At 36.4% G+C, this 16,071-nt stretch carries 8 protein-coding genes; all 8 read right to left on the bottom strand.

Features of this window, described 5'->3' with window-relative positions; translation table 11 throughout:
- Nucleotides 1-6: 6 nt before the first annotated feature.
- The 8 genes from Q0L65_RS12005 to Q0L65_RS11970 all read right to left on the bottom strand — a co-directional run bounded on the left by Q0L65_RS12005 (nt 7) and on the right by Q0L65_RS11970 (nt 16,059).
- Entirely contained in the window at nt 7-1,437 is a 1,431-nt protein-coding gene (locus Q0L65_RS12005; protein WP_296686678.1) for a sialate O-acetylesterase, read from the bottom strand.
- A 4-nt stretch (nt 1,438-1,441) separates the two neighbouring features.
- Nucleotides 1,442-4,837 (bottom strand): glycosyl hydrolase, encoded by a 3,396-nt coding sequence (locus Q0L65_RS12000; protein WP_296686677.1) that lies wholly within the window; start codon nt 4,835-4,837, stop codon nt 1,442-1,444.
- 4 nt (nt 4,838-4,841) lie between these two features.
- On the bottom strand, nt 4,842-8,159 hold the full coding sequence (locus Q0L65_RS11995) for a glycoside hydrolase family 2 TIM barrel-domain containing protein (protein ID WP_296686675.1): 3,318 nt from the start codon (nt 8,157-8,159) through the stop codon (nt 4,842-4,844).
- A gap of 2 nt (nt 8,160-8,161) precedes the next feature.
- Nucleotides 8,162-9,268 (bottom strand): glycosylase, encoded by a 1,107-nt coding sequence (locus Q0L65_RS11990; RefSeq protein WP_296686673.1) that lies wholly within the window; start codon nt 9,266-9,268, stop codon nt 8,162-8,164.
- A gap of 93 nt (nt 9,269-9,361) precedes the next feature.
- Nucleotides 9,362-11,038: a hypothetical protein gene (locus Q0L65_RS11985; RefSeq protein ID WP_296686671.1), complete on the bottom strand. Its 1,677-nt coding sequence runs from the start codon at nt 11,036-11,038 to the stop codon at nt 9,362-9,364.
- Nucleotide 11,039: 1 nt separating this feature from the next.
- Nucleotides 11,040-13,226 carry an alpha-rhamnosidase gene (locus Q0L65_RS11980; protein WP_296686669.1) on the bottom strand — a complete coding sequence of 729 codons (2,187 nt, stop codon included), beginning with the start codon at nt 13,224-13,226 and terminating at the stop codon, nt 11,040-11,042.
- 191 nt (nt 13,227-13,417) lie between these two features.
- Nucleotides 13,418-14,998, bottom strand: coding sequence for a sodium:solute symporter (locus Q0L65_RS11975; RefSeq protein ID WP_296686668.1), 1,581 nt, complete (start codon nt 14,996-14,998; stop codon nt 13,418-13,420).
- Entirely contained in the window at nt 14,995-16,059 is a 1,065-nt protein-coding gene (locus Q0L65_RS11970) for a Gfo/Idh/MocA family oxidoreductase (protein WP_296686664.1), read from the bottom strand. The genes Q0L65_RS11975 and Q0L65_RS11970 overlap by 4 nt, the downstream gene beginning before the upstream one ends.
- Nucleotides 16,060-16,071 lie beyond the last annotated feature (12 nt).

Here is a 16,071-nt window from a genome sequence, read left to right as displayed (position 1 = left end):
TGTTTTTTACCACTCATCGGTTCTAAAAGAAGAAACAGGCAGTCCGCCTACACTAAATAATTCGGCTTTAGTGAAGTCCTTGAACAAATAACGAACCGCAACTGGTTTAGCCACTTGAGCCGATGACAATTGCACCGATTTTCTTCGTAAAACCGCTTGAGCTGGATAAAAAACTTTATCTTCTCCAGCAATTTCAAAACCAGTGATTTCTTTTCCAAAAGAGGTAAGTCCGTTTGGCGCATCATCAAAAGAAATAGTAATTGTACTACCTATAATTTCCATTGCCTTATACTTAGGGCTTTCAAATTCGAACCCGTTGATTCCGTAGGTTTTGGCTAAAGCCAAATAAGCCAAGCGATTCCCTCCTTTTTCTTTATCCACTGGATGAATATTATTTTCTTCGCCAATGTCCATTAATACCGCCATTCCAGAATTCGGAATTTCTTTAGACGCTTTGAATTGTGCTTCTCTTACATAAGCCGAATTGTATTTCTCCACTATCTCTTTTGGGTGAAATTGTGCATAATTGAACGGAGCTATTTGCGCATAATAAAACGGAAATTCTCCTTGTCCCCATAAATTTCTCCAGCTTCCCACCATTTTCTTCATCAAGTCTTTGTATTGTTCTGGTCTTTCATAATTAGATTCTCCTTGGTACCAGATACAACCTTTAATTCCGTAACCAATAACGGGTGAAAGCATCCCATTATACAAAACCGTAGGAGTTCGATTTGGTTCTTTAATATCTTCTTTCTTTTTAGGAATCGAAACTCCTCCAAAGTCTTTCAACATTTCTTCATTCATCCAAGCTTCGATATTAGACCCGCCATACGACACATGTATTAATCCTATTGGCACTTGTAACACTTGTTGTAATAATGTGCCAAAATACCAAGCAGTAGCGCTAAAATTAGAGGTAGTTTGTGGTGCCGCCACTTCCCATTTTCCTTCAAAATTTTCTTGAGGTACCAAGACCGAAGCACGAGGCACTGTAATTAAACGGATATTGGAATTAGAAGATTTAACAATAATATCATTCCCGTTTCTAACTGGCTGACCCGAAAATCCTTTCAAAGGCATTTCCATATTGGACTGACCTGAACACAACCAAACTTCGCCTATGAGTACATTGTTAATTACTATTTTCTCTGTCGATTGACTTACTTCAATAGTATAAGGTCCTCCGGCAGATGGCGTTTGAACCGCTAACTTCCATTTTCCATTAGCATCCACTTTTACCTGGTAAGTTTTAGCATCCCAAGACGTTGTAACATTTATATTTTCGTTCTTTTCTGCCCATCCCCATACAGGAACGAGTTGTTGTTGCTGCAATATCATGTTGTCTGAGAATAATGCTGCTAATTTAATTTTGGCTTGCCCTTGGATGCTTCCCAAAAGGCATAACAGTACAATACTAATGTGTTTTACTATTTTCATCTTTTTATTTTTTTTCATTTATAATTTGAACCGGTCCTAATAAGCCCGCTGGAAGAAGCGTATCTTTTTCCAATCGGAATGGAGCCGTGGTCCAAGTTACCCTTTCTTCTTTCGGTAATTTCTGGTCTCCAATTAACCGATTAGCCCAAGTATTTGTAATTTTAATAACTAATTTATTTTTTCCTTTTTTAAGCTGGTTTGAAATGGCTACCCGATGCGGATACGTCCAAATGGTTCCACAATCTTCACCATTCAAACTTACTTCGGCAATATTTTCAATTTGACCCAATTCAAGCCAAGTATTTTGATTCAGGCTCTCATTCCATTGGAACTCTTTCGTGTAAATTACGGTTCCAGAATAGTATTTTATGCTTTCGTCTTTTGATAAACTCCAATCAAATAAGGTTTTCGTTTTCACGACCTCCTTAGGTCCTTTAAAATTAGAATCAAATTGTAAACTCCAATTACCATCTAAAACTTTTACTGTCTCAAAATTAACCCCAATTCGTTTTTTTTCTGTTGGTTTTTCTTGAGTTTCATTTTTAAAAATAATAAAACAAGATTCATTTGCTTCAAACGATAACGGAATAATTGTTCGTCCATTTTCGACTCTCCAATCAGAAATTAAAGTAGATTTATCCAAAACGGGGTTGTACAATTCAATGTATTTAGACAACGTTCTGAAGGAAACGTTTAATTCTCTTTTTTCCTCTTTTTGATTGGCTAAAAAATAGATTTCTTCGGTAGCTGATTTTCGATGTGTCCAAGCAATCGTTTCGACTTCGGATCTTGTCAAATCAGGAAAAGCCAAGTCTTGTTCGATTCCTAAAGCCGAAAAATTAGCGTCTAAATAAGGTAGTTTTACCACTGTTCCTTGACCAATCTTATACGAAGAAGCTGAAGCTAATTTAGCATTCCAAATTTCATCAACAACCGATTGCCATTTTTGGGTATCCAATTCCGATTGTAAACCCGGAATTAAATTGGGTTTTTCGCCAACCAAAACCGTTGCTCCTTCTTTAACCAATTGTAGCATTTTTTGGGCTACAGCCAATGAAATCATTTTGTTAGGTGCCATTTTGTGACTTCCCGGAAACAACAATGCAGCATAACTCATTCCTTGTGTAAATTGGACGCTACCCTTAACTACTTTTGCATCCTGCAACAACACATCCGAATTGAACGAATCGTACTGATAACCATTCAAAGCATTGACCCATTGAGACAAATCAGTAGTGTTTTTAGAGTAGGTTACTTCTTTAGGCATTTTAGCTGTAGGTTGCCCTACATTAGCCAATCGATTTTTTTCGGATTCCAATCGTTCTTTGCCAAACACATTCGGAATAAAAGGCACCAATCGATCTGGTAAAATGGCTCTTGAGGGAAATTCTTCTCCAATAAACACCGCTAAATCAACCACAGGATTCCCTTTTTGTAATTGCAATTGAACCCTCTGACAATAATCAACCCAAGATTTTCCCGGTTTCCACCAAGTTTGATCCCTTTGAAAATAAGACCCTACACCGTCTAAAGTCATTCCTGGTTTTCTGTCTAACCAAGGATTATGCACAAAAACATGATAGAAAAATCGGTTAATTCCCAAGGCATAATTGCGGTCAACAATCGTTTTAAATTTTCCTGGATGCTCATCCCAATCCATACGCAATTGAGTTAAGGCTTCGGCTTGAATAATTGATTTTCCATAAATATGTCCTCCTGAAATAGCATCTAACATATCGTTAGGCTTATCATGAGTTGGACTTCTAAACCAAAATTCTCCTCCTGGATAATCAACATATTTAAAATGAAGCAACGCATCACTAACCATTGTAGGGGCTACATTCTCTGAACTGAATTGAACGCCTACTTTTTTGGCTTCTTCAGCCATAGTACCAAAGAATTTTTCGGCAATCAAGGTGGCTATTGTTTGTCTAAAATCATACAATACTTTTTCTGAAGTTTGCACATCATCGATTGGAATTCCTGCTAAAACAGGTAAATAATCGACAATATCGTAAGCATGTCGCTTTTTGAATTCCTCTCTAAATACAACCGACCAGTTTTGACTACCGCATTCCCAACTATCAATATGCAAAATTTTCAATACCTGAGAAGCTAATTCGGGCCCCGCTACTCGTACCGATTCGCCAAACCATTTATCAAACTGAAAACGAATGGTTTCCGGATTAAATTTATCCACTTCCAATCCTTTTCCAGCCCCTCCAGTTGCATTCATATGACCCGTACTGGTATGTCCAAAACGAATGATTTTCCAAAGTCCTTTTGGCGCTTCCCAATTCAAGTTGCCTTGTGCATCTACATACTGAGAAATAGTCAATACTGCAGATTTTGCCACACCATCTTGATTAGGAATCTGTTCCAAAGTAGTTTGAGGACTTACCCTCCAAACCTGAGCAGATTTGCCTTCGTAATTATCAATTAACGCTTCATTAGAAAGCGTAATTTTACTGACTTTTAAATTTTGTTTCCATTTTGCAGCATCTAAATCTTCTGCACCTGGTTCTGAACCATTAGGATCGTATACAAATCTAAAATACTTCGCTTTAACCGGCTTAATAGCATGCGTATAGGGTGCATCAGTATCTTGCCAGCCATGGCGCGGTGCTGTTAAAGTATCGTGTGGTTTAAAATTAATGCCGTCATCACTAATCTGGATTTGGAGTCGTTGAGCTTGATAATTATTACCTTTGGTTTCAATCACAATGGATTTACAAAGAAAAGCTTGCGCAAATTCATATTGAATCCAACCTTTGTCATCCATTTTTAAATTTCCATCTTGATTTTTGTTTGCCAAAAATGAAATTGCTGCGTTTTCCAACGAAGAAGTCACCTTAGGGACTAACTCTTGAGAAGTGATTTTTTTCTCCTTAACTGGAATAGCAAATACGGCGATATCCTTATAAAACCCTTCATAATTTTTGGGTTTTTGCAATGCTATTCGAACCGTATTTCCTCCTTTTACAAAGGTTTCCGACCAAACTACTTTTTGCATGGACATTTCAGGTGTTATCCAAGGTCCTCCTGCAACCGCAAAACCATCGGCAGCGTGCATTGCAATTTTGAGACCTAACCGCTTGGCTTCGATCATTGCCCAATGCACCATATCCCACCACTGAGGGCTTAACTGCAAAATCGGTGGATTAATCAATGGAGGATCGGCTGGTCCTTTAATTGACATTAAATAGGCTCCTGCTATACCCGCTTGTTGCATGGCTTCTAAATCGGCTGTAATGCCTTCTTTAGAATAAGCACTTTGCATCCAATACCAATACACCCATGGTTTCGAAGCTTCTTTTGCTGCTTGATTTTTATCCGTTTCTTGAGCAGAAACCAATCCGACAGTGAATAAAAGCAATACAAGATATTTTTTTAAAACCATTCTTTTAGAATTTGAATTTTTTCAAACTTGCGTCTAATGTAGTTCCTCCTTTTGCGAAAGGCATTATATAAAAACTATATTCATAATTTCCTGACGGAATTTGATATTTTTCCAAAGGTTGGGCAACTGGTGACCAACTGTCATTTCCTCCAACACCCATTTGGATTAAGTCAATATTGACAGTCAAAAATCCTGGATCTTTTAAATCAAATGTATGCGTTGCCGCCTTTAAATTTTCTTGTGTATAAGGCCAAACACTCATACTTAAATCTTTATAGTCCTTGACAATCAATAGTCCTTTTTCTTTTGCAAAATTAGTAAATGCCATCCATCTAACTTCGGTCCTATTCCCGTTTTCCTGTGGTTTCACATAGGGTTCTATAAATTGATTTATAGGCAATGAATACTTTCCTATTGGAAAACCAAAACTACGATCAGTATAATTTTCTAACGCTCCCTTACCATACCATGAGACTTGATCCAATTTTCGTTGAATTCCCATTTGAAGACCAATTTTTGGAATATGAGGTAATTTATCTGATGCTTTCAAATTATAATCTACCTTAATAATTCCCTGAGGATTAACAGTATACACAATTTTAACCTGAGCACTATCTTTAATAATTTCATAATCACTGGTGATTTTTATTGCATGGTCCAATTGACTCATTTGTACTGCCTTCAATTGTGGTGTTGCCTGATACCATTGCTTTAAGACCTTATGCGCTTTCCAACCTCTTTTATCATTATCTGTCAATGGTCTAACAAAATTAGGAAGTAAAGGAGCATAGAGTTGTTCCTCCCCATTAAATACATACGACTTTAACGCTCCATTTTCTTTACTGATAGTAATATCAAATTTTTTTCCCTTGATTTTAAATTCTGAATCGGATTCAGAAACACTATTTTTTTCTCCTTTATTAAAATCAATAGACACTGTTTCTTTCTTTTTTAACAAAAACTGATCTGTAGCCACTGCATACCCTTTTTTAGCCCAAGGTGTATCCGAAGAAAGTTGAAATTCGAAATTGACAAAATATTCAGCATCCAATTTCATTTTTGGCAAATACGGTTTTATGTTAAAAACGGTTGATTGCCCAGGTTCTAACTTAAAAGGTTGTAATTGCTGCACTTTAATCACATTTCCATTTTCTAAAATTTTAATTACTGGAATAAATGCTTCCAATGAATTGACTGATTGACGGTTTTTGATTAGTACAGAATAAGTAGTCTGTTTATCGGTGTCTAATCTTTCTTTATCAACCCAAGTCATTTCAACGGGCTGAAACACCCATTTACTCTCATATAAGGAAGCTTTAGGCCTACCATCTGATGCTACTAGACCTTTGGTATTAAAATTTCCGTCATGGTATTTTTCACCAAAATCGCCTCCATGAGCATAAAATTCTTGACCTGTTTTAGGATCTTTTTTTACCAAACCTTGGTCCTTAAATTCCCAAATACAACCTCCTATTACTCTTGGCTGTGAACGAAATTCATCCCACAATTCTTTTAAATTCCCAACAGAATTTCCCATAGCATGAGCGTACTCAACAAATAAAATTGGTCGGGTATCTTTTTTCTGATCTACCAAAAACTTAGGCGTAAAAACTCCAGGATAAAAACGACTAACTACATCGACATAAGGTTCGTCTTGCGGATTTTCAAACCGGTGTGCATGGTCTATTGTTTTTGGGTATTTTGGATCCAAAGGATCAATATAGCCATCCAACTTTGGATTTCCTTGTGCTGGCTCATAATGTACAGGTCGAGTAATATCAAAATCGTGAACCCATCCTGACATAGCGGCATGATTAGGCCCTTTACCTCCTTCATTGCCTAAGCTCCAAAAAACAATACTAGGATGATTTTTATCTCTTTGTACCATTCGGGTCATGCGTTCCATATAAGCATTCGTCCATTGCGTATCATTACTCAATTTACCTCCCACGCCATGCGTTTCGAGATTAGCTTCGTCCATAACCATAATCCCGTATTGGTCACACAAATCATAGAAATAAGGATCGCTAGGGTAATGACTCGTTCGGATTAAATTAAAATTGTATTTTTTAATGGTATTGATATCTTCCAATATATCTGCTCGAGATACTGCTTTTCCTTTAATTGGATGATGGTCGTGGCGATTGATTCCGTACACATACGTTTCTTTTCCGTTAATTAACATTTTACCATTTTCTTTAGAAAATTCAATAGAACGAAAACCCAGTTTACAACTTTTTACTTCTGAAATTTGCCCTTTACTATCCTTTAAAGTTAAGGTTAAAGTGTACAAATTAGGACTCTCAGCACTCCATTTCAATGGATTTTTTATGATTTCTTTAAACATTCCAAAACGAACATTATCCAATCGAGGATAACTTTCATTCATAATATCCTTAACCGATTTTTTTAAAGCTTCTTTAAACAGAGGCTGGTTTTTTGCATCATACAACTGTACTTCAAAAGAATAGTCATACACTTTATTATCACCCGTTAAATTCTCTAATTTAGGGCGCAATTGGAAAATGGCATCTTCGTATCTTTTATCCAATTTAGTTTGGTAGAAAAAATCTTGAATACGCAATTTGGGCTCAGCCATCAAAAAAACTTCTCTTTGAATTCCACTCACCCTCCAATGATCTTGATCTTCTAAATAAGAACCATCTCCCCAACGTATTACCTGAACAGACAATACATTCTCTCCTGCTTTTAAGTAAGGTGAAATAGTAAATTCGGAAGGCAAGAAACTATCCTCTCCATACCCTAAAAATTCTCCGTTTAACCATACTTGAAAAACAGAACTTACTCCGCCAAAATGTAACGTAACATTCAAGTCTTTCCAATTTTCGGGCACAGTAAAAGTTCTTTGATATGAACCAACTCCGTTATAATCTTTAGGTATAAAGGGTGGATTTACAGGTCTAAAAGGATAAACAGCACTTTTATAAATGGGAATATCATACCCTTTTAATTCCCAATTAGAAGGTACTTCAATCGTATCCCATCCTGTTACTTTTTCTTTGTAAAAATCTTTAGGAGCTTCACTTGGATTTACAGCATACTTAAAATTCCAATTTCCATTTAATAATTGCAACCTACTCTTGTCTCTATTCCCCGCCAAAGCATCTTCCAAACTTGTGTAGGAATAAGCCGTCGCCCGAGAGGGTTGCCTGTTTAAACTTGTTATTGTAGGGTCTTCCCAAGGAGTGAAACTGTATTTTTTAGGCAGTTCTGGAATCCCTGCTGGTTCGCCTGTTACCGTTTGTGCCTGAATTACATAGCTGCACAAAAAGACACTAAAAAGTAGATTGATTTTTCTCATGATTATTTTTCTAAGGGAACAAATTTCATTTCGCTTTGACCTAAATCTGTAGAAGTTGCCACGGCTATACCTCTTTGTTCTTTTTTATTAACCGCACAATAAAAATGATAGACAATTCCATCATGCTTTACAACAAAGGATTTATGGGCAAACATGGCATCATACTCTTCAGACGATTTAATTAAATCATCGCCTTCCCAATCTTTCCAATGGATTAAATCATTCGATACTGCAAATCGATTAAAGGCTCCTGGTTTCCAGAACGCACCAAAATAAAACATAACCCAAGTATCATTAATACGCTGAATATAAGGATCGCCCGAAATCCCTTTGTGATGATTAATCAGCGGAGAATTTCCAAATCGTTTCCATGTTTTCATGTCATTAGAAACCGCCATTGCAATTCGTTCTGCACCACGAGCTGGTTTTAAACTATCGCCTCGAGCATTATAATACATGATAAAATTATGACCTGTTACCTTCTCGGCATCTTTAATTACTGTATTTTTATACATGGTGCTATTGTCCCACCAGCGAACGTCTTTGTCTTTTGGACTCAATACAGCTTGTTCCAATCGGCTAAATTCGTGAGGCGTTGTTGGAGATTGTTTGGTATACGCCATTCCTATTGAAAGAATTCCTGCTTCATACCCACGACTATCGCCACCAAAATAACTCATCCAGTATTTTCCTTTATACTTTTCCCATTCATAACTTCCTCCCCACTTAGGGTCTTGTAATGCAATATAACCTGCTTTTTGATTCACATCCCAATGCGAAGTATTTTCAGAAAAAGACATTACTTTTCCTAAATGTTTCCAATGCAATAAATCATCACTTTCTGCTAACCACGTTTCATAGCCTCTACCATCGTAAATTAGATACGTCATGTACCATTTCCCGTCTTTATTGAAAACACTCGGACAATCCATTTTGTATGAATTGTCTGTTGGCACCATAACCAAACCATATTTATAAGGGGTTTTTACTTCGTTATAAATTTCATTCATCACACTATCTGTGATTTCGCGCTTTTTGTATTGGGTGGCGCAACTCACTACGAACAAAGTGGCTATTCCAAAAACGAGATATAGTATTGTATTTTTCATTGTTGAATGTTGTTATTCTTTTGACACTGAAGTAAGAAATTAGAAAAATTAAAATAGCTGCGGCTATTTCTCTAATCTGTTCAATCTGTGTTGTTATTTTTTCTTTTCCAATTCCTTCAATCGAGCTTCCATCACATCACGATTCAGTTTTAGTTTTACCATTCCTGTTGGATGAAATCTTTTTTTCAAATCAATTGCGTTATAGACAATAGTATACACATCGTTTCCTTCTGGAATTAAACAAAGAGGTGTTCGCATGATATCCCACCATTGAGTGACTTTTGTTTCTATCGGCCAATAATGGGCTTCGGTCCAATTGTATCCGTCTTTTGACAACGAATACCCCATCATATTAGGCAAATGATGTCCCCAACCATCAGGACCTCCGTCAAAAATGGCAATGTACAAGCCATTAGGGAGCCGACTCACAATTGGGTTTTCTACAAATAAGGGATGAATGCTTTTTATGGGTGCTACACCTTTATTCAATCGGTGCCAAGGTCCCTCTAAACTGTTGGATTCTGCCAAAGCCACAAACCATCCCTTTCCTGATTTTTTAGGATAATCTGCCCAAGATTGAAAAGGATAGGCACCACTATAAAATCCAAGATATTTATTTTCTCCTACTGGATAGGGAAAAAAAGAAGCCACTCCTTGTCGCCCTTCCCAAGGTTGGGAATCCAATCCAGGCTCCATGATAATCCCCATATCTTTGTAAGGACCACCTATCCCGTCTTTTCCTTCTACAGTGGATTCGCAACGCCAAATGCGACCAAAAGAATGGTTAGGTTCAATTTCTTTGTGCACGGTATAAGCCAAATAATACCCATACCATTTATTGGCTTTTTCATTAAAAACAGGCATGTACGACCAAATGGCAGCACGACGATCGTTCATTGGATTATCATCTTCGGTAACGGCATAATTTCCACTTGCTTGCAAAATTGTCGATTCTCTTTTCCAATGAATAGCATCTTGACTTGTCCAGTGCCCAATTTTTGTTTTTACACGGTCATAATAATACGGTACTCCTATTTCTCCGGCTCTTTCTGTTGGAAACATATGGTAGGTATTGCCTACTTTCACTACGCGTCCGCCCTCAAAACCTCCCTGAATTCCTTCAGTTCCTGACATTCCCTCATCAATAACAGGTTTGTTCTCTCCGCCGATAATATCAAAAACTGGTTTGTCATCTGAGAAGCCTTCTACGATAAAAGTGGGATTCCACAATCTACCATCTAATTGTTCTGCATTTATAGCAACTAAATTTTCTTTCCTTTTAACAACTCCCAAAATGGTATATACTCCTTTTGCAGATGGTAAAATTACGTGTGTTCCCTTTTTATAAGAAACTGCATAAACATCGACGGAAGGCAATCCTGTAATTGTTACCCCATTTTGGAATAGAAGAAATGCAGCATCTGTAGTGCCTAATTGCAAAAATTCAGCATTATTTTTATCTTTAAAAGTACCAATAAGTACTATAGCATCTTCTTTCAATCTTAATTTTAAAGGTGTATTCGTTCCGTTTTTATACGAATTCAAAGGAAGTTCAACACCTGTTACCCCTTGTAATTCTGGAGTCAACCGAACAATATTGTGTTTGCTTCCCGAAAAAACATGAGCATATTTTGTTGTTTTGAATGTTTTGTATTGGTTAACAACTTCAAAAGAAACTGGCTCCCAATCCTTATTTTGGGCTTGAGCAAAAAGCTGAAAATGAAAAACAATCAGCAGTAAAAAACATTTTGATGCGAGGTTACATTTCATTTTATAAAGTTTTATAACTGATTTGGTAGGCAACACCTGGTTGTATAGTTACTTGGTATTTGTTTTTTGACAAATTAACAATCGTTCCTGAATTGGTTCTAGGCTTGATTTTACTCTCAAAAATCAATTTCCCTTCTCCTTCTCCGGATTGTACTTTTATTTCGGATTGGCTTACATAAACAGCGACTTCACCTTTTGGTGTTGGCACTTTACCTTCCATCCATTGTAAACCTCCTAAATTTGGTTTTATTTCGTATTCAGAATAGCCCGGAGCGGTAGGTTTTACTCCTAAATAATACTTTCCTAACAAATAAATCGGGCTAGAACCCCAGGCGTGACAAAGACTTTTACCATAAGGGCGTCCATACATTGCCAAATGTTCTGTTCCTTTTTTAGTCGGATTGTATTCTTCCCAAAATGAAGTGGCTCCTTCTTTTAACATTCCTCCCCAATAGTCCTTCATTTCTTTCAACACATAATCTTGTTCGCCCATAGCACACAAAGCTTCCAATTCGTAAAAACGCATGTAGGGTGTTGTGATTTTAAGAATAGTGTCGTTAAGCAACACCTTATTTTTTATACTTTGCTTTTGGTCTTCATTAAAATAATTGAAAAAGATACCAAACATATTAGCATATCGGGTTACAATATCTTGCATTTTACCGTTTATGCGTTGGTGCTTCATCACATTTTCTTTTTTATCCCAAAACACATCAAATAATTTTGTTTTTAAATCATCCGCTAATTTTTCATACTGTTTTTGGTCTTCATTTTCACCTGCAATTTTAGCACTAACCGCCATAGCTTCTAGACTTCTTGCTAAAAGCATTTGCTCAAAACTAACCTCTCCTGTTTTTGGCAATCCATTTGCCCAATCAATAAAAACCCAATCGCCTTCTAATGGTTCTAGGAATCCGTTTTGATTTCTTCTTTTTAAACAGAAATCCATAAGTGATTTCATTCGTGGATAAAATGTTTTGATAAATTTAGTATCGCCCGTGTGTAAGTAATAATCGTAAACACCCACAAACCAATACAGCGAATAATCCATGATGATATTAATATGCGCCGTCACAGGTTCTTTACCACGAAGCGCTAACAAGGTTCGTTCAACAGAAGGCGAATCAAAAAATAAATAATAATTCATTAAATAACTTTGATACGCATCGCCAGACCAAACCCAACGATCCCGTTTGATTCCGTCTATAAAAAATTCGCGGGAGGTTAATTGCATGGTATAAGCCGATACATCCCAAATTCTATTCAATAATTGATCTGAAGATTTGAATGCTCCTCGATTGTGTAATGGTAAATATTCATAAAGCATCGAAATCGAATCATATTTCACAGTTGGATCCGCCTGTACTTGAACATATCGAAATGCTTTAGATCCATTATGAGTATAGGTTTCAGCTTGTTTTCCATCAAAAGACAAATGGTCTAAGGTTTCACATTTAGCTGAATCGAGGGCTTCTTCACGGGATTCACCATAATAAAGAGCTACTTTTCCTTTTCCTTTTAAACCGTGAATTTTGATATAACCAAAGGTTTCTTTACCAAAATCGACCAATTTACCCGTTCCTATTTTTTCTATTTTTTTTGCATTCCAAGCTTTTGTTGTTAGCTTAAACTCGGAAGGTTTGCTCTCCGGGGTATTAAAATTCCATGAACCCACCGGAACCCAAGGTGTTCCTGATTGTTGTGCTTTTCCATTTTCATCAATCCAAAGTTTGTCTTCATTAGTCACCTTCCAAGATGCATCCGATTTAACATATTTTCCCGCTATATAAATAGCAGGAAGTACTTCTTGTTGATATACTTTAAAAGAAATTTTATGCTTTCCAGCAGGAATTTTTATTGATTTGGGTTGCCCGTAAATTTGAGCACCATCTACAAGTAATTGAAAAGACCCTTCCGTATAAATTTTTACTTCATCAGGTTCTGGAATAGCTACCTCTGTTTGAAAAGTTACTAAGGAATACGGACTATAATATTGCCAAAGAGGTGGAAATACTGCTTCGCGTTCTGTTCGTCTTACCTGCATTTTATTGCTTAACCAAACTTCGAAATCTCCTGGATACCAAATCCAAGTAGCTTCTTTTGATTTATCCTGAGCTAACGAGAACAAACTCGAAAATAAAGTGATAAAAACAACTAAAAATGTAAGAGTTGAAAATCGATTTTGCATAACAGTATATTTAGGGAATAAATATAAGTGTTATTTTTACATTTTACAACCTGCTCCATCCCGAAAAGTAGAAAAAGCATATAATTTACTATCTCAATTGCAAGCAATCGATCTATTTTTATGACCAAATAAAAAAGGATTCTCTATTATTTAAGAGAATCCTTTTTTACTTTATAGACAACTTTAGTACATTAATTAAAATTAAATATAAAGTATAAACTTATAATTACCAAAGCCAATAATGCAAAGAGTACTTTTACCCTCTTCGTTGTTTTAGGAATATCGGTTTCACTAACAAAATTAGTTTCAGGATTTTTATCCAACAATGAAATTAAAATTGCCGCAACTAACAACACCATGAAAATATAAAAAGAAATCAATAAAAAATGAGGCCAAACAGGATATTGATCAGCAGGAAAAACCCATAAATATAAAATTCCGATAAACAAACTGAAAGCAGAACCCCAAGATAGAATTCCGTTTACTGCTTTTTTGGTGGTGCGTTTCCAAAAAATACTCAATAAGAAAACCACTGATAAAGAAGGAGCTAAAAAACCTAAAACAGCCTGGAAAATATTAAACAAATTTTGACCTTTAATATTATCAATTGCCACAGCAATAAGAATAGCAAACAAACACCCTACCCCAATAGTAATTCTTCCTATTTTTATTTGTTCCTGAATGGAAGCTTCAGGATTCATCTTTTTTACATAAATATCATTGGTAAAAACCGTACTCAAAGCATTCAATGAAGAACCTATCGTTCCTACTAAGACTGCAATCATCACGCAAATTACCAAACCGTTCATTCCGCTTGGGAATAAATTAGTCACCATAGTCATGTAAGCTAAATCAGAGTGTTCCCCTAAATCTGGGTACAGAACATAGCACAAAATTCCTGGTAAAATAAACAATGGCAAAGCCAATACTTTTAACCAACCAATAAAATTGACTCCTAATTGTCCTTGTTCTAAATTTTTAGCTCCCAACACACTTTGAACCATGGATTGGTCGGTACAAAAGAAGGCAACTGCCGCAACTGGATACCCAAGTAAAATGGCCGGCCAAGGATAATGTGCATCGGTTGCTGGTTGAACCAAATTCCAAAAATTAGCTGGCGTTTTAGCTATTAAGGCCTCTATTCCTCCTACTTTTTGCAATCCTAAAAACGAAAGTGTCAAGGAAACTACAATTAATAATATCATTTGAAATACATTTACCTTGGCAATCGCTTTCAAACCTCCTGCATAGGTGAATATTCCGGAGAAGACAACCAAAACAGTAACACTTTGCCACATCGGTATTCCTAAAATTTGGCGAACTAATACCCCTCCACTAAACAGCCCTAGAGATAACCAACTCACTAAAATTTTTACCAAAGCATACCAAGCCAAAATAGTTTGCGTACTATCTCCATAACGTTTTCCCATATATTCTGGCATCGTACTTACCTTACTCGCAATATAACGCGGGGCAAAAACCATTGCCAATAACAATAGAAAAACAAAAGCATACCATTCAAAATTCCCCGCAACAATACCTGTTGCATACCCAATACTCGCAAAGGCTAATAAAGAAGAAGGACCTACATTAGTTCCCCACATATTGAACCCAATATTGTACCAGTTAAGCGAATTTCCAGCTAAAAAAAGTGTTTCATTTTTTTTGCTTTGTTTGACACTTACCACATAACCAATGACTAATAAGGTCACTAAATATAGAGCAACAATAATAAAATCTAATGTTGTTAATTTATCGTAGATACTATTCATAAATTATATTCTTTTAAAACATCTGCTATTTTAATAGGCATTCCTGTTTGCAAACTCTTATCCATCGCTTGTAAAAGGGCAACCGTTTGAATTCCTTCTTCCATATCAGGGTAAGCGGTAAAATTTTGCTCTATACTATCCACAAAATAGTCCAAATAGTTTTGATATTCTCCTGCATGATGGCTTTGACCTTCAAATCGGAAATAATGTTTTAGAGTAGCATCTCCCCAATGGATCATTTTTTCTTCTCCCTCTCTAGTGGTAACAGCATAACGTAATTCATGATAATCGGCTTGACTCGCACCTAAAGTTCCTCTCAAAATACAACTCATTCCGCTATCGCGTTGGGTGGGTTGTGTTGGAGAGGTGTACACTCCACTTACTCTGGCAATTCGTCCATCAGTAGCTTTAAAAATAAAGTGCATCGTATCTTCATTCTTCAACCCTGCGACTGCTCCATTACTGCTTATCATTCCGTACCCCATTACTTCTTCTATATTGGGTAAATACCAACGAATAAAATCCACAGGATGACTTAACCCTCCATACAACCATTTGAAAGATTGCAATAAAGACCAGCCTTTGGCTAAAAACCAACGATGATCTGCGTGATAATGAGATTCTATTGTTATCAAATCTCCAATTACTCCTTCTTCAAAATCTTTACGTTGCCTTTTGGCAGGTTCAAAAAATCGAGAACTTTGACCAATGAAAACTTTTTTACCTGTTTGTCGACTCAAGGCTAATAATTCTTTCGCCTTTGACAAATCGTCAATAAAAGGTTTAGTACATACCACATGCTTACCGTGCAATAGGGCTTGTTTCACATGTTCTGCATGCAAATGATCCGGAGTATAAATAGCGATAATATCAATTTTATCATCGTTTAATAAATCCTCATATTCTTGTGTATAATGGTAAAAATCGAACTCCTTGGCTCTTTGCTTGCACAAGTCTTCATTTTTATCACATATTTTGACTAACTCTAACTTAGGACTACTCAAAGCGGCCGAAATGGTGCTTCTCCCTTCGCCTAGACCAAGAATGGCAATTTTTAACATGCTTCTATTTTA

The organism is Flavobacterium sp. (assembly GCF_024642105.1).
GTDB lineage: Bacteria > Bacteroidota > Bacteroidia > Flavobacteriales > Flavobacteriaceae > Flavobacterium.
The sequence above is the reverse complement of the archived record's forward strand: the minus strand, read 5'-3'. Positions and strand labels throughout refer to the sequence as shown.

Excerpts from the sequence above, each read along its gene's own strand:
- Q0L65_RS11985 (WP_296686671.1), bottom strand. The coding sequence starts at position 11,038 with ATGAAATGTAACCTCGCATCAAAATGTTTTTTACTGCTGATTGTTTTT.
- Q0L65_RS12005 (WP_296686678.1), bottom strand. The coding sequence starts at position 1,437 with ATGAAAATAGTAAAACACATTAGTATTGTACTGTTATGCCTTTTGGGA.
- Q0L65_RS11990 (WP_296686673.1), bottom strand. The coding sequence starts at position 9,268 with ATGAAAAATACAATACTATATCTCGTTTTTGGAATAGCCACTTTGTTC.
- Q0L65_RS12000 (WP_296686677.1), bottom strand. The coding sequence starts at position 4,837 with ATGGTTTTAAAAAAATATCTTGTATTGCTTTTATTCACTGTCGGATTG.
- Q0L65_RS11980 (WP_296686669.1), bottom strand. The coding sequence starts at position 13,226 with ATGCAAAATCGATTTTCAACTCTTACATTTTTAGTTGTTTTTATCACT.
- Q0L65_RS11970 (WP_296686664.1), bottom strand. The coding sequence starts at position 16,059 with ATGTTAAAAATTGCCATTCTTGGTCTAGGCGAAGGGAGAAGCACCATT.
- Q0L65_RS11995 (WP_296686675.1), bottom strand. The coding sequence starts at position 8,159 with ATGAGAAAAATCAATCTACTTTTTAGTGTCTTTTTGTGCAGCTATGTA.
- Q0L65_RS11975 (WP_296686668.1), bottom strand. The coding sequence starts at position 14,998 with ATGAATAGTATCTACGATAAATTAACAACATTAGATTTTATTATTGTT.